The 23079-nt window shown below is 72.7% G+C and carries 21 protein-coding genes and 1 riboswitch; of the genes, 19 read left to right on the top strand and 2 right to left on the bottom strand.

The annotated features are described in order from the left end of the window. Window positions 1-6 precede the first annotated feature (6 nt). The 16 genes from CP969_RS32230 to CP969_RS32300 all read left to right on the top strand — a co-directional run bounded on the left by CP969_RS32230 (window position 7) and on the right by CP969_RS32300 (window position 16856). The gene (locus tag CP969_RS32230) at window positions 7-879 is read left to right on the top strand and encodes a glycosyltransferase family 2 protein (RefSeq protein WP_016823660.1); all 873 of its coding nucleotides are present in this window, start codon (window positions 7-9) and stop codon (window positions 877-879) included. 98 nt (window positions 880-977) lie between these two features. Further along, on the top strand, window positions 978-1913 hold the full coding sequence (locus CP969_RS32235) for an ABC transporter permease (RefSeq protein ID WP_004980268.1): 936 nt from the start codon (window positions 978-980) through the stop codon (window positions 1911-1913). Then, window positions 1906-2709, top strand: a complete 804-nt coding sequence (locus CP969_RS32240; RefSeq protein ID WP_016823658.1) for an ABC transporter ATP-binding protein — start codon at window positions 1906-1908, stop codon at window positions 2707-2709. The genes CP969_RS32235 and CP969_RS32240 overlap by 8 nt, the downstream gene beginning before the upstream one ends. A gap of 360 nt (window positions 2710-3069) precedes the next feature. Beyond that, complete coding sequence (gene hpnC, locus CP969_RS32245; protein WP_016823657.1) at window positions 3070-3981, top strand: squalene synthase HpnC; 912 nt, start codon at window positions 3070-3072, stop codon at window positions 3979-3981. Continuing rightward, on the top strand, window positions 3978-4928 hold the full coding sequence (gene hpnD, locus CP969_RS32250) for a presqualene diphosphate synthase HpnD (protein ID WP_016823656.1): 951 nt from the start codon (window positions 3978-3980) through the stop codon (window positions 4926-4928). Before hpnC ends, hpnD begins: the two co-directional genes overlap by 4 nt. Beyond that, a complete protein-coding gene (locus CP969_RS34710) occupies window positions 4928-5065 on the top strand; it encodes a DUF6380 family protein (RefSeq protein WP_219933786.1) in 138 nt (45 codons plus the stop codon). The genes hpnD and CP969_RS34710 overlap by 1 nt, the downstream gene beginning before the upstream one ends. Further along, window positions 5062-6489 carry a hydroxysqualene dehydroxylase HpnE gene (gene hpnE, locus CP969_RS32255; RefSeq protein WP_016823655.1) on the top strand — a complete coding sequence of 476 codons (1428 nt, stop codon included), beginning with the start codon at window positions 5062-5064 and terminating at the stop codon, window positions 6487-6489. The genes CP969_RS34710 and hpnE overlap by 4 nt, the downstream gene beginning before the upstream one ends. Before the next feature lie 71 nt (window positions 6490-6560). Then, window positions 6561-7625 carry a polyprenyl synthetase family protein gene (locus CP969_RS32260; protein ID WP_026084700.1) on the top strand — a complete coding sequence of 355 codons (1065 nt, stop codon included), beginning with the start codon at window positions 6561-6563 and terminating at the stop codon, window positions 7623-7625. 120 nt (window positions 7626-7745) lie between these two features. Beyond that, window positions 7746-9812 carry a squalene--hopene cyclase gene (gene shc / locus CP969_RS32265; RefSeq protein ID WP_026084699.1) on the top strand — a complete coding sequence of 689 codons (2067 nt, stop codon included), beginning with the start codon at window positions 7746-7748 and terminating at the stop codon, window positions 9810-9812. Next, window positions 9812-10462, top strand: coding sequence for a 5'-methylthioadenosine/S-adenosylhomocysteine nucleosidase family protein (locus CP969_RS32270; protein WP_004980254.1), 651 nt, complete (start codon window positions 9812-9814; stop codon window positions 10460-10462). The genes shc and CP969_RS32270 overlap by 1 nt, the downstream gene beginning before the upstream one ends. 5 nt (window positions 10463-10467) lie before the next feature. After that, window positions 10468-11490, top strand: coding sequence for an adenosyl-hopene transferase HpnH (gene hpnH, locus CP969_RS32275; RefSeq protein WP_016823652.1), 1023 nt, complete (start codon window positions 10468-10470; stop codon window positions 11488-11490). 4 nt (window positions 11491-11494) lie between these two features. After that, window positions 11495-12652 (top strand): flavodoxin-dependent (E)-4-hydroxy-3-methylbut-2-enyl-diphosphate synthase, encoded by a 1158-nt coding sequence (ispG, locus tag CP969_RS32280; protein ID WP_016823651.1) that lies wholly within the window; start codon window positions 11495-11497, stop codon window positions 12650-12652. 44 nt (window positions 12653-12696) lie between these two features. After that, window positions 12697-14610, top strand: a complete 1914-nt coding sequence (gene dxs / locus CP969_RS32285) for a 1-deoxy-D-xylulose-5-phosphate synthase (protein ID WP_016823650.1) — start codon at window positions 12697-12699, stop codon at window positions 14608-14610. After that, window positions 14607-16022, top strand: a complete 1416-nt coding sequence (locus CP969_RS32290; RefSeq protein ID WP_016823649.1) for an aspartate aminotransferase family protein — start codon at window positions 14607-14609, stop codon at window positions 16020-16022. Before dxs ends, CP969_RS32290 begins: the two co-directional genes overlap by 4 nt. A gap of 91 nt (window positions 16023-16113) precedes the next feature. Then, window positions 16114-16728 carry a helix-turn-helix domain-containing protein gene (locus tag CP969_RS32295; protein WP_004980233.1) on the top strand — a complete coding sequence of 205 codons (615 nt, stop codon included), beginning with the start codon at window positions 16114-16116 and terminating at the stop codon, window positions 16726-16728. Continuing rightward, the gene (locus CP969_RS32300; protein ID WP_004980231.1) at window positions 16725-16856 is read left to right on the top strand and encodes a DUF6126 family protein; all 132 of its coding nucleotides are present in this window, start codon (window positions 16725-16727) and stop codon (window positions 16854-16856) included. Before CP969_RS32295 ends, CP969_RS32300 begins: the two co-directional genes overlap by 4 nt. A 12-nt stretch (window positions 16857-16868) precedes the next feature. Here CP969_RS32300 and CP969_RS32305 read toward each other — a convergent pair whose 3' ends face one another. Next, on the bottom strand, window positions 16869-17666 hold the full coding sequence (locus CP969_RS32305; protein ID WP_004980230.1) for a tyrosine-protein phosphatase: 798 nt from the start codon (window positions 17664-17666) through the stop codon (window positions 16869-16871). 181 nt (window positions 17667-17847) lie between these two features. Here CP969_RS32305 and CP969_RS32310 point away from each other — a divergent pair, with 181 nt between their 5' ends. The 3 genes from CP969_RS32310 to CP969_RS32320 all read left to right on the top strand — a co-directional run bounded on the left by CP969_RS32310 (window position 17848) and on the right by CP969_RS32320 (window position 22340). After that, a complete protein-coding gene (locus tag CP969_RS32310; protein WP_016823647.1) occupies window positions 17848-19956 on the top strand; it encodes an alpha-galactosidase in 2109 nt (702 codons plus the stop codon). Window positions 19957-20230: 274 nt separating this feature from the next. After that, window positions 20231-20393, top strand: a riboswitch (cyclic di-AMP (ydaO/yuaA leader). A gap of 4 nt (window positions 20394-20397) precedes the next feature. Then, window positions 20398-21348 carry a M23 family metallopeptidase gene (locus CP969_RS32315; protein WP_016823646.1) on the top strand — a complete coding sequence of 317 codons (951 nt, stop codon included), beginning with the start codon at window positions 20398-20400 and terminating at the stop codon, window positions 21346-21348. Window positions 21349-21554: 206 nt separating this feature from the next. Further along, window positions 21555-22340, top strand: coding sequence for an SGNH/GDSL hydrolase family protein (locus CP969_RS32320; protein ID WP_004980227.1), 786 nt, complete (start codon window positions 21555-21557; stop codon window positions 22338-22340). 43 nt (window positions 22341-22383) lie between these two features. Here the strand turns inward: CP969_RS32320 and CP969_RS32325 are convergent, their stop codons facing one another. Beyond that, window positions 22384-22983, bottom strand: a complete 600-nt coding sequence (locus CP969_RS32325) for a TetR/AcrR family transcriptional regulator (RefSeq protein ID WP_039830789.1) — start codon at window positions 22981-22983, stop codon at window positions 22384-22386. Window positions 22984-23079: the final 96 nt, after the last annotated feature.

Below are 23079 nucleotides of genomic sequence, written 5' to 3' on the forward strand. Positions count from 1 at the left end.
GCCCGGATGAAGGTCGGCGCGGTGATCATCACCATGGGCAACCGCCCCGACGAGCTGCGCGCCCTGCTGGACTCCGTCGCCAAGCAGGACGGCGACCCGGTCCAGGTCGTCGTGGTCGGCAACGGATCGCCCGTCCCGGAGGTGCCCGAGGGCGTACGCACCGTCGAGCTGCCGGAGAACCTCGGCATCCCCGGCGGCCGCAACGTCGGCATCGAGGCCTTCGGCCCCGGCGGCCGGGACGTCGACATCCTGCTGTTCCTCGACGACGACGGCCTGCTGGCCCACCACGACACCGCCGAGCTGTGCCGCGAGGCCTTCGCCGCCGACCCGCGGCTCGGCATCATCAGCTTCCGCATCGCCGACCCGGAGACCGGCGTCACCCAGCGCCGCCACGTGCCCCGGCTGCGCGCCTCCGACCCGATGCGCTCCTCCCGCGTGACCACCTTCCTCGGCGGCGCCAACGCCGTACGCACCCAGGTCTTCGCCGAGGTCGGCGGCCTCCCGGACGAGTTCTTCTACGCCCACGAGGAGACCGACCTGGCCTGGCGGGCGCTCGACGCGGGCTGGATGATCGACTACCGGTCCGACATGGTGCTGTACCACCCGACCACCGCGCCCTCGCGGCACGCGGTCTACCACCGCATGGTCGCCCGCAACCGCGTCTGGCTGGCCCGCCGCAACCTCCCCGCGCTCCTGGTCCCGGTCTACCTGGGCGTCTGGATGCTCCTCACCCTCCTGCGCCGCCCCTCGCGTCCCGCCCTGAAGGCGTGGTTCGGCGGGTTCCGGGAGGGCTGGGCCACCCCCTGCGGACCCCGCCGGCCCATGCGGTGGCGTACGGTGTGGCGGCTGACCCGGCTGGGCCGCCCCCCGGTCATCTGACAAGCTCGTATCCGGGAACATGGGGGCTGTACCCGGCTCCGCGGGCCCATGCCGGGCCCGCACGGGCCGCGCATCTCGAGGACGAAAGTTTTCCATCAGTGAGTGAGACAACGCACGACGGCACGGTCGCGGCGAACGCGTCCGTGCCGCCCGACGAGGGCCTCACGGCAGCCCAGCTCGCCGCCAAGTACGGGCTGTCCGTCAGTGGTGCCCGGCCGTCCCTCCCGGGGTACGTCCGTCAGCTGTGGGGGCGGCGGCACTTCATCCTCGCCTTCTCGCAGGCGAAGCTGACCGCCCAGTACAGCCAGGCGCGGCTGGGGCAGCTGTGGCAGGTGGCCACGCCGCTGCTGAACGCGGCCGTGTACTTCTTCGTCTTCGGGCTGCTGCTGGGCGCCCGCCGGGGCATCCCGCACGACATCTACGTGCCGTTCCTGGTCACGGGCGTGTTCGTGTTCACCTTCACGCAGAGCACGGTGCTGGCCGGGGTGCGGGCGATCTCCGGGAACCTGGGGCTGGTGCGGGCGCTGCACTTCCCGCGGGCCGCGCTGCCCCTCTCCTTCGCGCTGCAGCAGCTGCAGCAGCTGCTGTTCTCGCTGGTCGTGCTGGTGGCGGTGGTGCTGGCGTTCGGCAGCGTGCCCGGCCCGTCCTGGCTGCTGGTGGTGCCCGCGCTGGCGCTGCAGTTCGTCTTCAACGCCGGGCTGGCGCTGATCTTCGCGCGGCTGGGCAGCCGGACGCCGGACCTGGCGCAGCTGATGCCGTTCGTGCTGCGCACCTGGATGTACGCCTCCGGGGTGATGTTCAGCATCCCGGCGATGCTGGCGGGCCGGGACGTGCCGGGGTGGCTGGCGGACGTGCTGCAGTGGAACCCGGCGGCCATCTACATGGACCTGGTGCGGTTCGCGCTGATCGACGGCTACGGCGCGGGGTATCTGCCGCCGCACGTGTGGGCGTTCGCGGCGGGCTGGGCGCTGCTGGCCGGCGCGGCCGGCTTCGTGTACTTCTGGAAGGCTGAGGAGAGGTACGGCCGTGGCTGAGCACACCGACCGGGCCGGCGCGGCGGGGGCGCGGGTGCCCACGGTCATCGCCGACGACCTGCACATCGTCTACCGGGTCAACGGCGCCCGGGGCGGGCGGGGCAGCGCCACCGCGGCGCTCAGCCGCATCCTGGCCCGGGGCCGGGACGAGGCGCGGCGCGGGGTGCGCACGGTGCACGCGGTGCGCGGGGTGTCCTTCGTGGCCTACCGGGGCGAGGCGATCGGGCTGATCGGCTCCAACGGGTCGGGCAAGTCGACCCTGCTGCGGGCCATCGCCGGGCTGCTGCCCGCGGAGCGGGGCCGGGTCTACACCGACGGCCAGCCCTCGCTGCTCGGGGTGAACGCCGCGCTGATGAACGACCTGACCGGGGAGCGCAACGTGGTCCTGGGCGGGCTGGCCATGGGGATGTCCCGCGCGGAGGTCCGGGCCCGCTACCAGCAGATCGTCGACTTCTCCGGGATCAACGACAAGGGCGACTTCATCACCCTGCCGATGCGCACCTACTCCTCCGGCATGGCGGCCCGGCTGCGGTTCTCCATCGCCGCCGCCAAGGACCACGACGTGCTGATGATCGACGAGGCGCTGGCCACCGGGGACCGCAAGTTCCAGAAGCGCTCCGAGGCGCGGATCCGGGAGCTGCGCAAGGAGGCCGGCACGGTGTTCCTGGTCAGCCACAACAACAAGTCGATCCGCGACACCTGCGACCGGGTGCTGTGGCTGGAGCGCGGCGAGCTGCGCATGGACGGGCCGACCGACGAGGTGCTCGGGGAGTACGAGAAGTTCACCGGCAAGTGACCCCGGCCCCGCCGGGCCCCGCCGGAACTGCTCCGACGGGGTTCGGCGTCTGTGAAGGAGGCGTCAACTCCCGCTCCGGCGAGGAATCTTGACGCCCATCGGTGTGTTGTCGTGATGCGCCGGACCCCCGGCGGAACACGCCGCGTTGTACAACGTAAGCTGTACCGGTCCCGAAAGGCGGCAATCAGGGCCATAATGCCCGACACCATCCAGCGACGCCGCCGGGCGTGAGCCCGGGCGGGCGTGTCCGAAATAGTATGCATTGCGTTGGCAGTGTAGAACGGGAGATGTGACGGCAATGGCTACGGAGACTCCCCTGCTGAACGCAGCGTGCGCCGTCCCCGTCCAAGGCAGCCCGCGATGACGTCCACCGCCGCGGTGCGCGCCGTCGATCCCGAGCGCGCCACGCTCGACAAGGCCGCCACCGAGAACTTCCCCGTGGCTCCCTTCTTCCTGCCCGGGCCCTGGCGCGACGACCTCATGGCCGTGTACGGCTTCGCCCGTCTGGTCGACGACATCGGCGACGGCGACCTGGCCCCCGGCGGCGGCGACGTCCGCCTCCTCGGTGTCCGTGCCGCGGAGGCCGAGGACCGGCTGGTGCTGCTGGACGCCTTCGAGGACGACCTGCGCCGCGTGTTCGACGCGTCCGCCGACGGGCCGCGCCACCCGCTGCTGCGCCGGCTCCGGCCGACGGTCCGCCGCCACGCGCTGACCCCCGAGCCCTTCCTCGCCCTGATCGCCGCCAACCGCCAGGACCAGTTGGTCAAGCGGTACGAGACCTACGACGACCTGCTCGCCTACTGCGAGCTGTCGGCCAACCCCGTCGGCCGGCTCGTCCTCGCCGTCACCGGCACCTCGTCACCCGAACGCGTCCGCCGCTCCGACGCGATCTGCACGGCCCTGCAGGTCGTCGAGCACCTCCAGGACGTCGCCGAGGACCTCGGCCGCGACCGCATCTACCTGCCCGCCGCGGACATGAAGCGCTTTCACGTCCAGGAGGCGGACCTCGCCGCGGACACCGCCGGCGCATCGGTGCGCGCCCTGGTCGCGTACCAGGCCCAACGCGCCCGGGACCTGCTGGATGAAGGCGCCCCCCTCGTGGGTAGCGTCCACGGCAGACTGAAGCTGCTGCTCGCAGGGTTCGTGGCGGGAGGGAGGGCGGCCGTCCACGCGATCGCCGCCGCCGAGTACGACGTACTTTCCGGCCCACCCAAGTCCGGCAGGCTCCGGTTGCTGCGCGAGGTGGGCGTGACTCTGCGAGGAGAGGGGTGATCCGGGCCGTGGAGTCGGAACCGCACACGTCCGCACCGGTACTCGCCGCCTACCGCTACTGCGAGGCCGTCACCGGGCACCAGGCCCGTAACTTCGCCTACGGCATCCGGCTGCTGCCGACGCCCAAGCGGCGCGCGATGTCGGCGCTGTACGCGTTCTCCCGGCGCGTCGACGACATCGGCGACGGCGCGCTGGCGGACGACGTCAAGACCGCCCGGCTCGAGGACACCCGGGCGCTGCTCGCCCGGATCCGCGACGGCGCGGTCGACGAGGACGACACCGACCCGGTCGCGGTCGCCCTCGCCCACGCGGCCGCCCACTTCCCGATCCCGCTCGGCGGCCTGGACGAGCTTATCGACGGCGTCCGGATGGACGTGCGCGGCGAGACCTACGAGACCTGGGACGACCTGAAGGCCTACTGCCGCTGTGTCGCGGGCGCCATCGGACGGCTCTCGCTCGGGGTCTTCGGCACGGAACGGGGAGCGCGCGGCGCCGAGCGCGCGCCCGAGTACGCCGACACCCTCGGCCTCGCGCTCCAGCTCACCAACATCCTCCGGGACGTCCGCGAGGACGCCGAGGGCGGACGCACCTACCTGCCCGCCGACGACCTCGCCAAGTTCGGCTGCTCGGCCGGGTTCGACGGACCGACCCCGCCGGAGGGCTCCGACTTCGCGGGCCTCGTGCACTTCGAGGTGCGCCGGGCCCGGGCCCTCTTCGCCGAGGGCTACCGGCTGCTCCCCCTGCTCGACCGGCGCAGCGGCGCCTGCGTCGCCGCCATGGCCGGCATCTACCGCCGGCTGCTCGACCGCATCGAGCGCGACCCCGAGGCGGTGCTGCGCGGCCGGGTCTCCCTGCCCGGACACGAGAAGGCGTACGTCGCGGTGCGCGGCCTGTCCGGACTGGACACCCGGCACGTGACCCGCCGGACCGTCAGGAGGCGCGCCTGATGGACACACCGCTTCCGGGTGACGCACCCGGCGAAAAACGGCGGGCAACCCTCCGCCACGACGCCGCGTCCCAGACCGAGACGGTCGGCCGTGCACCGTCCCGGCACGGCGGCCGGACAGGGGAGGGCGCACGATGACCCACGGCACACGCCCCGAAGGGGCGCTCGCGAACGAGCCGGTACCGGCCGGGAGACACGCCGTCGTGGTCGGCGGCGGGCTCGCCGGCGTCACCGCCGCGCTCGCGCTCGCCGACGCCGGGGTGCGCGTCACCCTGCTCGAAGGGCGGCCCCGGCTCGGCGGGCTCGCCTTCTCCTTCCGGCGCGGCGACCTGACCGTCGACAACGGCCAGCACGTCTACCTGCGCTGCTGCACCGCCTACCGCTGGTTCCTCGACCGCATCGAGGGCGCGGAACTGGCACCGCTGCAGGACCGGCTCGACGTGCCCGTCGTCGACGTCGCGCGCCCCGAGGGACGGCGGCTCGGCCGGCTGCGGCGCGACGCGCTGCCCGTGCCCCTGCACCTGGGGCGCAGCCTCGCCGCGTATCCGCACCTCTCGCTCGCCGAGCGGGCCGCGGTGGGCCGGGCCGCGCTCGCGCTGAAGGGGCTCGACCTCGCCGACCCCGCCCTGGACGACCAGAACTTCGGCGACTGGCTCACCGCGCACGGCCAGTCGGCGCGCGCCGTCGAGGCCCTGTGGGACCTGGTCGGGGTCGCCACCCTCAACGCGGTCGCGGGCGACGCCTCCCTGTCGCTCGCCGCGATGGTGTTCAAGACCGGCCTGCTGTCCGACCCGGGCGCGGCCGACATCGGCTGGGCGCACGTACCCCTGGGCGAACTGCACGACCGGCTCGCCCGCAAGGCGCTCGACTCCGCGGGCGTGCGGACCGAGGTCCGCGCCCGGGTCGCCTCCGTCCGCGCGGACGGCGACGGGGGATGGAGCGTCCGGGTACCCGGCGAGACGCTGCGGGCGGACGCGGTCGTCCTTGCCGTACCGCAGCGCGAGGCGTACGAGCTGCTGCCCGCGGGCGCGCTGGACGACCCCGAGCGGCTGCTCGGCATCGACACCGCGCCGATCCTCAACGTCCACGTCGTCTACGACCGCAAGGTCCTCGCGCGGCCCTTCCTCGCGGCCCTCGGCACCCCCGTGCAGTGGGTCTTCGACCGCACCGCGGCGTCCGGGCTGACGGAGGGCCAGTACCTGGCGGTGTCCCAGTCGGTCGCCCAGGACGAGATCGACGAGCCCGTGGCCGTGCTGCGCGAGCGTTACCTGCCCGAACTGCGGCGGCTGCTGCCGCGCACCCGCAGCGCCCGCGTGAAGGACTTCTTCGTCACCCGGGAACGAGCCGCCACGTTCGTTCCCGCCCCCGGCGTCGGACGGCTCAGGCCCGGCGCCCGCACCAAGGCACCCGGCCTGTACCTGGCCGGCGCGTGGACCGCCACCGGGTGGCCCGCGACCATGGAGGGTGCGGTCCGCAGCGGCGTCGGCGCGGCGGACGCCGCACTGGGCGCCCTGGGCCGGCCCCGCCCCCGCCACCTCTTCGCGATCGAGGAGGCGGCATGACGCTCGACCAGCGCGGCGCGGCGGACCTCCGCACCCCCGGTACCGCAACAAGAGGAGAGACTGTGCCCACTGTGCCCCCGGCCTCGCAGGCCGCTCGAAGGACCGCGGTGGACGTGTCCGCGCTCCTGGAGCGCGGCCGGACCCTGGCCACGCCGGTACTGCGGGCGGCCGTCGCCCGCCTGGCACCTCCCATGGACACGGTCGCCGCCTACCACTTCGGCTGGATCGACGCCCAGGGCCGGCCCGCGGACGGCGACGGCGGCAAGGCCGTGCGCCCCGCCCTCGCCGTGCTGTCGGCCGAGGTCACCGGGGCCGCGCCGCAGACCGGCGTCCCCGGCGCGGTCGCCGTCGAGCTGGTCCACAACTTCTCGCTGCTGCACGACGACCTGATGGACGGCGACGAGCAGCGCCGGCACCGCGACACCGTCTGGAAGGTGCACGGCCCCGCCCAGGCCATCCTGGTCGGTGACGCCCTGTTCGCCCTGGCCAACGAGGTGCTGCTGGAACTCGGCACCGTCGACGCGGGCCGTGCCGCCCGCCGGCTGACCACCGCGAGCCGCGCGCTCATCGACGGCCAGGCCCAGGACATCTCCTACGAGCACCGCGACCGCGTCAGCGTCGAGGAGTGCCTGGAGATGGAGGGCAACAAGACCGGCGCCCTGCTCGCCTGCGCCAGCTCCATCGGCGCGGTGCTCGGCGGCGCGGACGAGCGCACCGCCGACAGCCTGGAGAAGTACGGCTACCACCTCGGTCTCGCCTTCCAGGCCGTGGACGACCTCCTCGGCATCTGGGGCGACCCGGAGGCCACCGGCAAGCAGACCTGGAGCGACCTGCGCCAGCGCAAGAAGTCCCTCCCGGTCGTGGCCGCGCTCGCGTCCGGCGGCCCCGCCTCCGGGCGGCTCGGCGAGATCCTCGCCGCCGACGCCAAGAGCAGCGACTTCGCGAACTTCTCCGAGGAGGAGTTCGCGGCCCGCGCCGCCCTCATCGAGGAGGCGGGCGGACGCGAGTGGACCGCCGAAGAGGCGCGCCGCCAGCACACCATCGCCATCGAAGCCCTCGACGCCGTCGACATGCCCGACCGGGTGCGGGAGCAGTTCACGGCGCTCGCGGACTTCGTCGTCGTACGAAAGAGATGATCACTATCGGTCGAATAGCCCTCGCGTAGTCGCCGGCCGGTGTTGCGGGGAGAACAGCACCGGCCGACGGCGGACCCACAGCAGACACCACGACTTGCAGGACTGCACGAAGGGGAAGCCATGACAGCGACGACCGACGGAAGCACCGGGGCGGCCCTGCCGCCCCGAGTGACCGCGGCCAGCGACACCGACACCGACACCGACATCCCCGTGGCGGCCGGGGTTCCCGACATCGCCGCCCGCGCCATGCGGCGCGCCACCGACTTCCTGCTGTCCCGGCAGAGCGACCAGGGCTGGTGGAAGGGCGACCTCGAGACCAACGTCACGATGGACGCCGAGGACCTGCTGCTGCGCCAGTTCCTCGGCATCCGCGACGAGGGGACCACCCGGGCCGCCGCCCTGTTCATCCGGGGAGAGCAACGCGAGGACGGCACCTGGGCCACCTTCCACGGCGGACCGGGCGACCTCTCCGCCACCATCGAGGCGTACGTCGCGCTGCGCCTGGCGGGCGACCCGCCCGACGCCCCGCACCTGGCGAGGGCCTCCGCCTGGATCCGCGAACAGGGCGGCATCGCCGCCTCCCGGGTCTTCACCCGGATCTGGCTGGCCCTGTTCGGCTGGTGGAAGTGGGAGGACCTGCCCGAACTCCCGCCCGAGCTGATCTGGTTCCCGGCCTGGGTACCGCTCAACATCTACGACTTCGGCTGCTGGGCCCGGCAGACCATCGTCCCGCTGACGATCGTCTCCGCCGAACGCCCGGTACGCCCCGCCCCGTTCCCGCTCGACGAGCTGCACACCGACCCCGCCCGCCCCAACCCGCCCCGGGTCCTCGCCCCGGTGACCGGCTGGGACGGGGCCTTCCAGCGGCTGGACAAGGCCCTGCACGTCCTGCGCGGGGCCGTCCCGCGCCGGCTGCGCAGGGCGGCCATGAACACCGCCGCCCGCTGGATCATCGAGCGGCAGGAGAACGACGGCTGCTGGGGCGGCATCCAGCCCCCGGCCGTGTACTCGATCATCGCGCTCCACCTGCTCGGCTACGACCTGAACCACCCCGTGATGCGGGCCGGCCTGGAGTCGTTGGACCGGTTCGCCGTGTGGCGTGAGGACGGGGCTCGGATGATCGAGGCCTGCCAGTCCCCGGTGTGGGACACCTGCCTCGCCACCATCGCGCTGGCCGACGCGGGCCTGCCCGCCGACCACCCGCAACTGGTCAAGGCCGTCGACTGGATGCTGGGCGAGCAGATCGTGCGGCCCGGTGACTGGTCCGTGCGCAGACCCCATCTGCCGCCCGGGGGGTGGGCGTTCGAGTTCCACAACGACAACTACCCCGACATCGACGACACCGCCGAAGTGGTCCTCGCGCTGCGCAGGGTCGCCCACCACGACCCCGAACGGGTGGACAACGCCATCGGGCGCGGGGTGCGCTGGAACCTCGGCATGCAGTCGAGGAACGGAGCCTGGGGCGCCTTCGACGTCGACAACACCAGCCCGTTCCCCAACCGGCTGCCGTTCTGCGACTTCGGCGAGGTCATCGACCCGCCGTCCGCCGACGTCACCGCGCACGTCGTGGAGATGCTCGCCGCCGAGGGCCTCGCCCACGACCCGCGCACCCGGCGCGGCGTCCAGTGGCTGCTCGCCGAGCAGGAGCCGAACGGCTCCTGGTTCGGCCGCTGGGGCGTCAACTACCTCTACGGCACCGGCTCCGTCGTCCCCGCGCTGACCGCGGCCGGGATCTCCGGCTCGCACCCGGCGATCCGGCGGGCCGTGGCCTGGCTGGAGTCGGTCCAGAACGACGACGGCGGCTGGGGCGAGGACCTGCGCTCCTACCGGGACGCCCGGGGGTGGAGCGGCCGGGGCGCCTCGACCGCCTCGCAGACGGCATGGGCGCTGATGGCGCTGCTGGCGGCGGGCGAGCGGGAGTCCCGGGCCGTCGAACGCGGCGTCGAGTGGCTGGCCGCCACCCAGCACGAGGACGGCTCCTGGGACGAGCCGTACTTCACCGGAACCGGCTTCCCCTGGGACTTCTCCATCAACTACCACCTCTACCGGCAGGTCTTCCCGCTCACCGCGCTCGGCCGGTACGTGAACGGAGAGCCCCTCGCCGGGAAGCCCCGTGCGGCGGGGGCCGCCACCGCGCGGGAGGACACCGGTCAGGAGCAGTCCCTCGCCGAGGCGAAGGGCAGCTGATGAGCCCCCGGCCCGCTCCGGCCCCGATGCTGATCGCCTGTGCGCTCGGCATCGAGCAGTTCGCCCTGCGCCCTTCCTCCGTACGGGACAGGGGTGGTGCGGGCGGGCCCGTCACGGTCCTGCGCACGGGCATGGGGCCGGCGGCGGCCGAGCGCTCCGTCACCCGGGTGCTCACCCATCCGGCCCTGCGCGGGGCGGCCGTGCTGGCCACCGGCTTCTGCGCGGGGCTCGCCCCCGGGATGCACCCCGGCGACCTGGTCGTCGCCGAGGAGACCCGGGACCCGCGCGGCAGCGTGCCGTGCGTGGGGACCGAGCTGCTGGTGAAGGAGCTGGTGCGCACGGTGCCCGGGCGCACCGTCCACACCGGACCGCTCACCGGCTCCGACCACGTCGTCCGCGGTCACGAACGGTCCGACCTGTTCGCGACCGGCGCGATCGCGGCCGACATGGAATCGGCGGCCACGCTGCTGAGCTCCGTCCGCGTGGGCGAGCGCCCGGTTGCGGCCGTGCGGGTGGTCGTGGACGCTCCGGAACACGAGCTGGTCCGGATCGGCACGGTGCGCGGTGGAATATCGGCTTTCCGTGTTCTTCGTTCCGTACTTCCGGCTTTCCATGAATGGCACCGTTCCTTGCTGCTCCCCAGGAGGTGAGCCAGATGGCCATGCCGCTGCGCCAGTCCATCAAGGTCGCTACATACTTGGCCGAACAGAAGCTCCGCCGGCGGGACAAGTTTCCGCTCATCGTCGAGCTGGAACCGCTCTTCGCCTGCAACCTCAAGTGCGAGGGCTGCGGGAAGATCCAGCACCCGGCCGGGGTGCTCAAGCAGCGCATGCCGGTCGCCCAGGCCGTGGGCGCGGTGCTGGAATCGGGTGCCCCGATGGTGTCGATCGCCGGCGGCGAGCCGCTGATGCACCCTCAGATCGACGAGATCGCCCGGCAGTTGGTGGCCAGGAGGAAGTACGTCTTCCTGTGCACCAACGCCCTGCTGCTGCGCAAGAAGATGGACCTGTTCACGCCCTCCCCGTACTTCGCGTTCGCGGTGCACATCGACGGGCTGCAGAAGCGGCACGACGAGTCCGTCGCGAAGGAGGGGGTGTTCGACGAGGCCGTGGCGGCCATCAAGGAGGCCAAGCGGCGCGGCTTCCGGGTCACCACCAACTCGACCTTCTTCAACACCGACACCCCGCAGACCGTCGTGGAGGTGCTCAACTACCTCAACGACGACCTCGAGGTCGACGAGATGATGATCTCGCCCGCCTACGCCTACGAGAAGGCCCCCGACCAGGAGCACTTCCTGGGCGTGGAGCAGACCCGCGAGCTGTTCAGGAAGGCCTTCGCGGGCGGCAACCGGAGCCGCTGGCGGCTGAACCACTCCCCGCTGTTCCTGGACTTCCTCGAGGGCAAGGTCGACTTCCCGTGCACCGCGTGGGCGATCCCGAACTACTCGCTCTTCGGCTGGCAGCGCCCCTGCTACCTGATGAGCGACGGGTACGTGCCGACGTACCGGGAGCTGATCGAGGACACCGACTGGGACCGGTACGGCCGGGGCAAGGACCCGCGCTGCGCCAACTGCATGGCGCACTGCGGCTACGAGCCCACCGCCGTCCTCGCCACCATGGGGTCCCTGAAGGAGTCGCTGCGGGCCCTGCGCGAGACCGTCCCCGGAAACCGGGGGTGAGGCCGTGACCGCTGTCTCCCTCGGAGTGCCCGAGGTCCCCCCGCGGCCGCTCGCCGAGCGGCGGAAGAGCCGGCGGATCCAGGTCGGGTCCGTGGCGGTGGGCGGGGATGCCCCGGTGTCGGTGCAGTCGATGACGACGACGCGGACCTCGGACATCGGTGCGACGCTGCAGCAGATCGCGGAGCTGACCGCGTCGGGGTGCCAGATCGTGCGGGTGGCCTGTCCCACGCAGGACGACGCGGACGCGCTGGCGGTGATCGCGCGCAAGTCGCAGATCCCGGTGATCGCGGACATCCACTTCCAGCCGAAGTACGTGTTCGCGGCGATCGAGGCGGGCTGCGCGGCGGTGCGGGTCAACCCGGGCAACATCAAGAGGTTCGACGACCAGGTGAAGCAGATCGCCCGGGCGGCCGGGGAGCGCGGCACGCCGATCCGCATCGGGGTGAACGCCGGGTCGCTGGACCGGCGGCTGCTGCAGAAGTACGGCCGGGCCACGCCGGAGGCGCTGGTGGAGTCCGCGCTGTGGGAGGCGTCGCTGTTCGAGGAGCACGGTTTCCGGGACATCAAGATCTCGGTCAAGCACAACGACCCGGTGGTGATGATCGAGGCGTACCGGCAGCTGGCCGAGCGGTGCGACTACCCGCTGCACCTGGGCGTGACCGAGGCGGGCCCGGCGTTCCAGGGCACGATCAAGTCGGCCGTCGCCTTCGGGGCGCTGCTGTCGGAGGGGATCGGGGACACCATCCGGGTGTCGCTGTCGGCGCCGCCGGTGGAGGAGATCAAGGTCGGCATCCAGATCCTGGAGTCGCTGAACCTGCGGCAGCGGGGTCTGGAGATCGTCTCGTGTCCGTCCTGCGGGCGGGCGCAGGTGGACGTCTACAAGCTGGCGGAGGAGGTCACCGCGGGGCTGACCGGGATGGACGTGCCGCTGCGGGTGGCGGTGATGGGGTGTGTGGTGAACGGCCCGGGTGAGGCCCGCGAGGCCGATCTGGGGGTGGCCTCGGGCAACGGCAAGGGGCAGATCTTCGTGAAGGGCGAGGTGATCAAGACCGTGCCCGAGGCGAAGATCGTCGAGACGCTGATCGAGGAGGCGATGAAGATCGCCGAGCAGATGGAGAAGGACGGCGTGGCGTCGGGGGAGCCGGCCGTCACCGTGAGCTGAACGGACCACGAGCCGAACGGCACGGAACCGAAGGGGGCCCGAGCGTGACGATCCTGGAGAGCATCCGGCAACCACAAGACCTGAAGGCGCTGTCCGAGGCGGAACTCGGCGAACTGACCCGTGAGATCAGAGAGTTCCTGGTGCACGCGGTCGCCAGGACCGGCGGTCATCTCGGACCCAACCTGGGGGTGGTGGAACTCACCGTCGCCCTGCACCGGGTCTTCGAGTCGCCGACCGACCGCATCCTGTGGGACACCGGCCACCAGAGCTATGTCCACAAGCTCCTGACCGGCCGTCAGGACTTCTCCAAGCTGCGCGGCAAGGGCGGCCTGTCCGGCTACCCCTCGCGCGAGGAGTCCGAGCACGACGTCATCGAGAACAGCCACGCCTCCACGGCGCTCGGCTGGGCCGACGGGCTCGCCAAGGCCCGCCGGGTGCAGGGGGAGAAGGGCCACGTCGTCGCGGTGGTCGGCGACGGCGCGCTGACCGGCGGCATGGCCTGGGAGGCGCTGAACAACATCGCCGACGCCGAGGACCGCCCGCTGATCATCGTCGTCAACGACAACGAGCGCTCCTACGCGCCCACCATCGGCGGCCTCGCCAACCACCTCGCGGCCCTGCGCACCACCGACGGCTACGAACGCGTGCTGGCCTGGGGCAAGGACGTACTGCAGCGCACCCCCGTGGTCGGCCCCACCGTCTACGAGGCCCTGCACGGCGCGAAGAAGGGCTTCAAGGACGCGTTCGCCCCGCAGGGCCTCTTCGAGGACCTGGGCCTGAAGTACGTGGGACCGATCGACGGCCACGACATCGAGGCCGTGGAGTCCGCGCTGCGCCGCGCCAAGCGCTTCCACGGTCCCGTCCTGGTCCACTGCCTCACCGAGAAGGGCCGCGGCTACGAACCGGCCCTCGCCCACGAGGAGGACCACTTCCACACCGTCGGCGTCATGGATCCGCTCACCTGCGCGCCGCTCGCGCCGTCCGGCGGACCGTCCTGGACCTCGGTGTTCGGCGAGGAGATCGTCCGGATCGGGGAGGAACGCGAGGACGTGGTGGCGATCACCGCCGCCATGCTGCACCCGGTCGGCCTGGGCGCCTTCGCCGAGCGGTTCCCGGACCGGGTGTGGGACGTCGGCATCGCCGAGCAGCACGCGGCCGTGTCCGCGGCGGGCCTGGCGACCGGCGGGCTGCACCCGGTCGTCGCCGTCTACGCGACCTTCCTCAACCGCGCCTTCGACCAGGTGCTGATGGACGTGGCGCTGCACCGCTGCGGGGTCACCTTCGTACTGGACCGGGCCGGCGTCACCGGCGTCGACGGTCCTTCGCACAACGGCATGTGGGACCTCTCCGTCCTCCAGGTCGTCCCCGGCCTGCGCATCGCCGCGCCCCGCGACGCCGACCAGTTGCGCGCCCAGCTGCGCGAGGCGGTCGCCGTCGACGACGCGCCGACCCTGCTGCGGTTCCCGAAGGAGTCCGCCGGACCGGCGATCCCGGCACTCGACCGGGTCGGCGGCCTGGACGTGCTGCACCGCGCCGACGCTCCCCGGGTGCTGCTGGTCGCCGTCGGTGTCATGGCCTCCGTCTGCCTCCAGGCCGCCGAACTGCTCGAGGCCCGCGGCACCGGATGCACCGTGGTCGACCCCCGCTGGGTCAAACCCGTCGACCCGGCCCTGCCCCGACTGGCCGCCCGGCACCGCCTGGTGGCCGTCGTCGAGGACAACAGCCGGGCGGCCGGCGTCGGGTCGGCGGTGGCGCTGGCGCTGGGGGACGCCGAGGTCGACGTGCCCGTGCGGCGGTTCGGCATCCCGGAGCAGTTCCTCGCGCACGCCAAGCGCGGCGAGGTGCTCGCCGACATCGGCCTGACCCCCGTCGAGATAGCCGGGCGGATCAGCGCGAGCCTCGCCGTGGGGGCCGAAGCCCCGAAACAGTCACCGCACCCACAGGAGCACCAGGCATGACCACCGCCAGGTCCGCGTCGGAGCCGTCGCGGACGGGGAGTTTCGACCTCGGCGCACTGCTGGCCGAGCGCGGAGCCGAGCGCTACGAGCTGCACACCCGGTACCTCAACCACCAGCTCCCGCGCATGCTGCGCACCATCGGCTTCGACAAGGTCTACGAGCGTGCCGAGGGCGCTTACTTCTGGGACGCGGACGGCAACGACTACCTGGACATGCTCGCCGGGTTCGGGGTGATGGGCCTGGGCCGGCACCACCCCGTGGTCCGCAGGGCGCTGCACGACGTCCTGGACGCCTCCCTCGCCGACCTCACCCGCTTCGACTGCCAGCCGCTGCCCGGGCTGCTGGCCGAGAGGCTGCTCGCGCACAGCCCCCACCTGGACCGGGTCTTCTTCGGCAACAGCGGTACGGAGGCGGTCGAGGGCGCGCTGAAGTTCGCCCGGTACGCGACCGGCAGGCCGCGCGTCCTGTACTGCGAGCACGCCTTCCACGGCCTGACCACCGGCTCCCTGTCCGTCAACGGCGAGTCCGGCTTCCGGGCCGGGTTCGCCCCGCTGCTGCCCGACACGGCCGTACCGCTCGGTGACCTCGACGCGCTGGAGCGGGAGCTGCGGAAGGGCGACGTCGCCGCGCTGATCGTCGAGCCGATCCAGGGCAAGGGCGTCCACGAGGCCCCGCCCGGCTATCTGCGCGCCGCGCAGGAGCTGCTGCACCGGCACAAGGCGCTGCTGATCGCCGACGAGGTGCAGACCGGCCTGGGGCGGACCGGTGCCTTCTACGCCCACCAGCACGAGGAGGGGGTGGAGCCGGACCTGGTGTGCGTGGCCAAGGCGCTCTCCGGGGGGTACGTGCCGGTGGGCGCCACGCTCGGCCGGGACTGGATCTTCCGGAAGGTCTACTCGTCGATGGACCGGGTGCTGGTCCACTCGGCAAGCTTCGGGGCCAACGCCCAGGCGATGGCGGCGGGCCTCGCGGTGCTGTCGGTCATGGAGGACGAGCGGATCGTCGCGAACGCCCGGAGCACCGGGGAACTGCTCAGGACCCGGCTGGCCGCACTGACCGAGAAGTACGAGCTGCTCGCCGACGTCCGGGGCCGGGGCCTGATGATCGGCATCGAGTTCGGCCGGCCCCGGTCGCTGAAGCTGCGCGGCCGCTGGGCCATGCTCCAGGCCGCCCGCAAGGGGCTCTTCGCGCAGATGGTGGTCGTACCGCTGCTGCAACGGCACCGGATCCTCACCCAGGTCTCCGGCGACCACATGGAGGTGATCAAACTGATCCCGCCGCTGATCGTCGGCGAGCGGGAGGTGGACCGGTTCGTGGACGCCTTCACCGCGGTGATGGACGACGCGCACGACGGCGGCCTGGTGTGGGAGTTCGGCAGGACGCTGGTGAAGCAGGCGGTCGCCCACCGCTAGGGGGTGTCGTTCGGATCGGGCCGGCCCGGCGGCGCTTGCCTCTCAGGCAAGAAAATTGCCTCCGAGGTAAATGTCCGGCTGAATGGAGGGCATGAGCCCCTCCGAGACGGAGCCGCCGGCCGGCGAGCTCCCCGTGGTCGCGCCGCAGCTGCGCGCCCTGCGGCGGCGGGCCTCCCTGACGCTGGAGGCCGCCGCCCGCGACGCGGGTCTGTCGCCCGCGCACCTCTCCCGGCTGGAGACCGGGCAGCGCCAGCCCTCGCTCCCGATGCTGCTCTCCCTCGCCAGGACCTACGGTACGACGGTCTCCGAACTGCTCGGTGAGGCGGCGCCCGGCCGGGACGCCGTGGTGCGCGCCACCGACATGGAGCCCACGGCCGCGGGCGGTTGGACGTACTGGCAGGCCGGTGCCCCCGGGCGCGGCATGCAGGCCCTGCGGGTGCGCGTGCCGCACGGCTCCCAGGGCGACATCGTGCGCGTCCACCCCGGCGAGGAGTGGCTGTACGTCCTCAAGGGGCGGCTGCGGCTGCGCCTCGGGGACAGCCTGCACCGGCTCGGCCCGGGCGACAGCGCGCACTTCGACTCGCTGACCCCGCACCGCATCGCCGCCGTCGATCCCGACGGGGTCGACCTCCTGTTCGTCCACACCCTGCTGCAGAGTCCCACGGCCACGCTGTGCCTGGGCCCGACCCACGGAGAAGAGCCATGAACACCAAGAGGAAACTGGAGGAGAAATTCCCCCGCGCCCTGTGGGTGAGGCTCTTCGTCTACGTCGTGGTGTGCCACGGTCTCGGGGCCTTCCTCTACCTGCTGTTCAAGGTCGGCGCGCAGCAGTAGCGGGCGCCGGGCTCAGTCGAGCAGGCGCTCGCGCAGCCGCTCCCGGACCTCGGGGGTGATTCCGAGCGCCGTCTCCAGGTAGGGGTCCACACCGCCCCAGGTCTCCTCGACGGTCTCCAGCGCGGCCGACAGGTACTCCGCGCGCGCGTCGAACAGCGGGCTGAGCAGCTCCATGACCTCGGGGGAGTAGGCCGAGGCGGAACTGCTGCTGCGGCGCACCTTGTAGCGCCGGTGGGTGGCGTTGGACTTCAGGTAGTCGTCGAAGATCGCGTCCCGCTCCACGCCCAGCGCGAGCAGCGTCACCGCCACCGACAGGCCCGCCCGGTCCTTGCCCGCCGCGCAGTGCATCAGCACGGGGACGCTGTCCTCGGCGAGCGCGTGCAGCACCCGGGAGTGCTCGGCGGTGCGCTGCCGGATGGTCGTGCGGTAGGAGGCGATCATCCGGTTCGCGCCCTTGCCGTCCGCGAGGATCGAGCGCAGCTGGTCCAGGTCGCCGTCGCGCACCATCTTCCAGAACTCCGCGCCGTCGGCCGGGTCGCTCAGCGGCAGGTTCACGTTGCGCACGCCCGGCAGCTCGACGTCCGGCCCCTCCAGCTTCTGGTCGGCCGCGTTGCGGAAGTCGAAGATCGTGTGCAGCCCCAGGGAGGACAGGAAAGCGGCGTCCTCCTCGGTCGCGTGGGCGAGATGGCCGCTGCGGAACAGCACCCCGTGCCGCACCCGCCGGCCGTCCGCGGTCGGCAGTCCGCCGACGTCGCGGAAGTTGCGCACGCCGGCCAGCTCGGGCTCGGTCGACGGGACCTGCTGCGTCACGGAGGGCTCCTCCCACTCGGCGCCGCCGGCGAGGCTCGTCGACGGGCGTCCCCCGACGATACGACACGGCCGCCCGGACCAATGAGGTGTCCACGGGCATTGCCGGTGGCGCCGGCGACCTCGATGATGTCGGTATCCGGTCGTGTCCGTGCGAGTCCGTGCGAGTCCGTGGGGGGAAGCGGTGCCGGAGGTGTCGGAGGACGGTCGTACGTGGCTCCTGTCGGGGCCGACGAGCAGCTACGCGCTCCACCTGACGGACCGCGACGAGCTGGTGCACCTGCACTGGGGCCCGCGGATCGCGCTCGCCGACGCCCGGGCCCTGGCCCGGCGCCCGCTGCCGGACCACCGGCCGTTCGAGTCCCCGCTGGACGGACGCGAGGAGTACCCCGTCGAAGGCGGCCCCCGCTTCGTCCGCCCCGCCCTGTCCGTGCGCACGCGCGAGCGGCGCGGCACCGAGTGGACCTTCGCGGGCCACGAGAGCGACGACGGCGAGCTCCGGCTCCGCTTCCGCGACGGCGGGCTGACCGTGACCCTGCACTACCGGATGCGCGACGACGTGGTCGAGCGCTGGGTGACCCTCGACAACCGGGGGCCGGCCGTCGAGGTGCTGCGCGCCGACTCCGCCGTCTGGACCCTGCCCGACCGCGCGCACTGGCGGCTGTCCCGGCTGCACGGCCGCTGGGCGGCGGAGTCCCGGCTGATCCGCTCCCCGCTCGACCACGGCGAGGTGGTCCTCGGCAGCCGCCGCGGCCACACCGGACACCAGCACCTGCCGTGGGTCGCGCTCGACACCGACGCCACCGAGGAGCGCGGCGAGGTCCACGGCTGCGCCCTCGGCTGGTCGGGCTCCTGGCGGATCGCGGTCGCCCGGCTCCCCGACGCACGCGTGCAGATCACCGGCGGCGCGGGGCACGACGACTCGGGCCTGCTGATGCTGGGCACCGGCGAGACCCACGTCACCCCGGTCTTCGCCGCTCTGTGGAGCGACGGCGGCTTCGGCGGCGCCAGCCGCGCCTGGCACGCCTACCAGCGGGCGCACGTGATCCCGGACCCGGACCGGGACCGGCCCGTGCTGTTCAACTCCTGGGAGGCCACCGGGTTCGACATCTCCGAGGAGCAGCAGCGGGCGCTCGCGGCACGGGCCGCCGCGATGGGCGTCGAGCTGTTCGTGGTCGACGACGGCTGGTTCGGGGCCCGTACGGGCGACCGGGCCGGACTCGGCGACTGGACGCCCAACCCCGACCGCTTCCCCGGCGGTCTGAAACCGCTCGCCGACCATGTGCACGGGCTGGGCATGCGGTTCGGCATCTGGGTCGAGCCGGAGATGGTCAACCCGGACAGCGACCTGTACCGCGCCCACCCGGACTGGGTGCAGTTCCAGCCCGGGCGCACCCGTACGGAGTTCCGCAACCAGCTCGTCCTCAACCTCGCCCGCACCGACGTGCAGGAGTACCTCTGGGAACAGCTCGACGGGCTGCTCGCCGGCGCCCCGATCGACTACGTGAAGTGGGACTTCAACCGCTGCTTCACCGACGCGGGCTGGCCCGGCGACCCGTATCCGCAGCGGCTGTGGACCGAGCACGTGCACGCCCTGTACACCCTGCTGGACCGGTTGCGGGCGGCCCACCCGGGCGTGGCCTTCGAGTCCTGCTCGGGCGGCGGCGGGCGGATCGACCTCGGCATCCTCCGCCGCGTCGACCAGGTGTGGACCTCGGACAACACCGACCCGCTCGACCGGCTCGCGATCCAGCACGGCTTCAGCCAGATCCACCCGGCGCGGGTCATGGCCGCCTGGGTCACCGACAGCCCGAACACCATGCTGAACGGGCGGACCAGCTCCCTGCGCCTCCGGTTCGTCAGCGCCATGGCCGGGGTGCTCGGGATCGGCGGCGACCTCATGCGCTGGAGCGAGGAGGAACGGGCCGAGGCGCGGGCGTGGGTCGCGCTCTACAAGGAGATCCGGCCCGTCGTCCAGCGCGGCGACCTGTACCGGCTGCGCGCCCCGGAGGGCGGGCTGAGCGCGGTGCAGTACGTCCTCGGTGACGAGACCGTCGTCCTCGCCTGCCTCCAGGCGCAGCACTACGGGGAGCCCGTCCCCGCGCTCCGGCTGCGGGGTCTCGACGCGTCATCGGTGTACGCGTGCCGGGAAACCGGCGAGGAGCACCGGGGCGCCGTGCTGCTGCACCACGGTCTGCGCACCGGTCTGCGCGGCGATCTGGACGCCGCGGTGTTCCGGCTGCGCCGCCTGGAATCCGGCGATCAGGGCGATCTGCCCGATATATCCGTTTAGGGATAACGCGCCCTCATGTAAGGGAGGGTGGGGCCGGGGTGCGTGAGCATCGTCATACCCGTGACACGGTGTTGTCGCCATGCTCACGTAATACGGCGGAGCAGCAAGGGAATTCGGTGGGGGCCGGAATCCCGGTTGACGCTCGGTGACGTCTTTCCTGCCCGTGGATCACGGAAAAAGGGGTTCGGGACGAACCCCGCGCTTGTCCCGTTGCGCCGCAGTCGCTTACGTTCGCCACCGATCCGGACGGACGCCTAATCCTGCCGCCGCCCGGAGCCCGCACACACTGACCCGTGTACGGCAGGAGCGGGGGACCCACAGGCAAGACCGCCTGTCCCGGTCTCCGGAACAGGCTCGGGGTGAAGCCGCGTCACAGCGCGGCCGGACATCTCCAGTCCGAACCCGACAGCTCACCTCGTAGGCGCCGGAGAGGAATTCGTCATGCCCGCGAAGGGTAAGCACCGCCGCACCACGACCCAGCGTCTCGCCCGTTCCATCGCCGTCGCCGGAACCGGCGGCGCCGCGCTCGCCCTGCCGCTCCTCGGCGCCACCGGCGCGCACGCCGCCACGCCGCAGGCGGCCCCCGAGAAGGCCGTCCAGTCCCTTTCCGTCACCGGCCAGAAGGCCGCCGCGGAGAAGAGCGGCGAAACCCGCACGTACACCGTGAAGGCCGGCGACTACCTCGCCAGGATCGCCGAGAGCGAGGCCGTCGACGGCGGCTGGAAGCAGCTCTACGCGGACAACCGCGAGGCCGTCGGTGACGACCCCTCACTCATCCACCCCGGTCTGAAGCTCTCGATCGACGGCAAGGCCGCCGCCGCGCCGAAGAAGTCCTCCTCGCCGGACGCGTCCGCCTCCTCCGGTGCGTCGAAGTCCTCGTCGTCCGGGAAGTCCACCGCCCGCTCCTCGCAGTCCACCGAGTCCGCCCGGTCCGCCAAGACCGCCTCCGCGGACGCCGCGCCCGCCCAGCAGGCCGCGAGCGCCTCCGGTTACAGCTCCCCGGTCCCCGGCGGCGGCGTCGGCACCGGCTACAAGGTGTCGGGCAGCCTGTGGTCCAGCGGCTACCACACCGGCGTCGACTTCAGCATCCCCACCGGCACCTCCCTGAAGGCCGTCGGCGCGGGCACCGTGGTCTCCGCGGGCTGGGCCGGTGCGTACGGCAACCAGGTCGTCATCAAGCTCAACGACGGCTACTACGCCCAGTACGCCCACCTGTCCTCGCTGTCCGTCTCGGCCGGCCAGGCCGTGAGCGCCGGTCAGCAGGTCGGCCTCTCCGGCTCGACCGGCAACTCGACCGGCCCGCACCTGCACTTCGAGATCCGCACCTCGCCGAACTACGGCTCGGACGTGGACCCGGTCTCCTACCTCCGCTCGAAGGGCGTCGCCCTCTGACCCCCGCGAGACCGCCTGCCTGACACGCCGCCGAAGGCCGGACCCCGATCCCCGGGTCCGGTCTTCGGCGTATTCCCGGAGGCGCCGACTCTTCCGGAGTGGCTTATCTCACCGTCCGTCAACCCCTTCCTACGGTCGCGTAGGTCACATTCGAAGGTGAATCATGTGCTCCTGTGGCAGACGATTCGAAGAGTGACAACAAGACAGTGATCGGGTCGTACGTGGCGCTGGGGGACAGCTTCACCGAGGGGGTCGGCGACCCCGGACCCGACGGGTCGTTCGTCGGCTGGGCCGACCGGTTCGCCGTGCTCCTCGCCGACCGCCGGCCCGAAGGCGACTTCCGGTACACGAACCTCGCGGTGCGCGGCAAACTGCTGGACCAGATCATGGCGGACCAACTTCCCCGGGCCGTCGAACTCGCCCCCGACCTGGTCTCGTTCTGCGCGGGCGGCAACGACATCCTCCGCCCGGGCTCCGACCCGGACGAGGTGGCCGAGCGTTTCGAACGGGCGGTCGCCGCGCTCACGGCCGTGTCCGGCACGGTCATGGTGACGACCGGGTTCGACACCCGTGGCGTGCCCCTGCTCAAGCACCTGCGGGGCAAGATCGCCACCTACAACGGGCACGTGCGGGCCGTCGCCGACCGGTACGGCTGCCCCGTGCTCGACCTGTGGTCCCTCAGGAGCGTGCAGGACCGCAGGGCCTGGGACGCCGACCGGCTGCACCTGTCCCCCGAGGGGCACACACGCGTGGCGCTCCGCGCGGGCCTGACCCTCGGCCTGGAGGTCCCGGCCGACCCGGAACAGCCCTGGCCGCCCCTGCCGCCCCGCGGCACGCTCGAGGTCCGGCGGGACGACGTCCACTGGGCCCGCCAGTACCTGGTGCCGTGGATCGGGCGCCGTCTGCGCGGGGAGTCGTCGGGCGACCACGTGACGGCCAAGGGCGCGCTGTCGCCGGACGACATCAAGCTGCGCATCGAGTCGGTGGCGTGAGCCCCGGTGCGGTGAGCCGCGTCACCGGACGACGGGACGCGGCTCACCGCGCCGGCGCCTTCAGCGCCTTCCGGTCCAGGCCCAGTTCCCGGGCCAGCGCCTCGTCCGCCCACTCGCGCGCCCGCGTCCGCGGCACCGCGCCGTCGTAGGACGTCAGCTGCACCGCGAGCCCGTCGAGCAGGGCGGTCAGCCGCAGGGCCGACGCGGCGGGGTCCGGGCACCGGAACTCGCCCGCCGCCACGCCCTGGGCGATGACCTCGGTGAGCGCGGCCTTCCACCGCCGGTCGAGGTCCCGCGTGACCTCCCGCAGCGCCGGCTCGCGCAGGGCCACCGCCCAGCCCTCGATCCACAGCCGCCAGCCCTCGGCCCGGCCCGTGGGGGCGTACCACCGTACGGCCGACCGCAGCCGGCGCAGGGCCGTCGTACGACGGCCGAGCAGCTTGCGCAGATGGGCGAGGTCGCCCTCGGCCGCGTGGGCGAAGGCGGCGGCGACCAGCTTCTCCTTCGTCGAGAAGTGGTAGAGCACCAGCGCGTTGCTCACGCCGAGCGCCGAGGCCACGTCGGAGACCCTGAACGCCGCCACACCCCGCATCTCGATCTGCTCGACGGCGGCCCGCAGCATCTCCCCGCGCCGCTCGGCCACGCTCAACCGCACCCTGGTCACGCCGTCACCCTAACCGCCGTCCGCCGCCCCGTCCTTCGGCCCCGTGCCCCCGGTCCGCCACCCCGGTGCCGGACC

This window comes from Streptomyces viridosporus T7A (genome assembly GCF_008704515.1).
GTDB classification, from domain to species: Bacteria; Actinomycetota; Actinomycetes; order Streptomycetales; family Streptomycetaceae; genus Streptomyces; species Streptomyces viridosporus.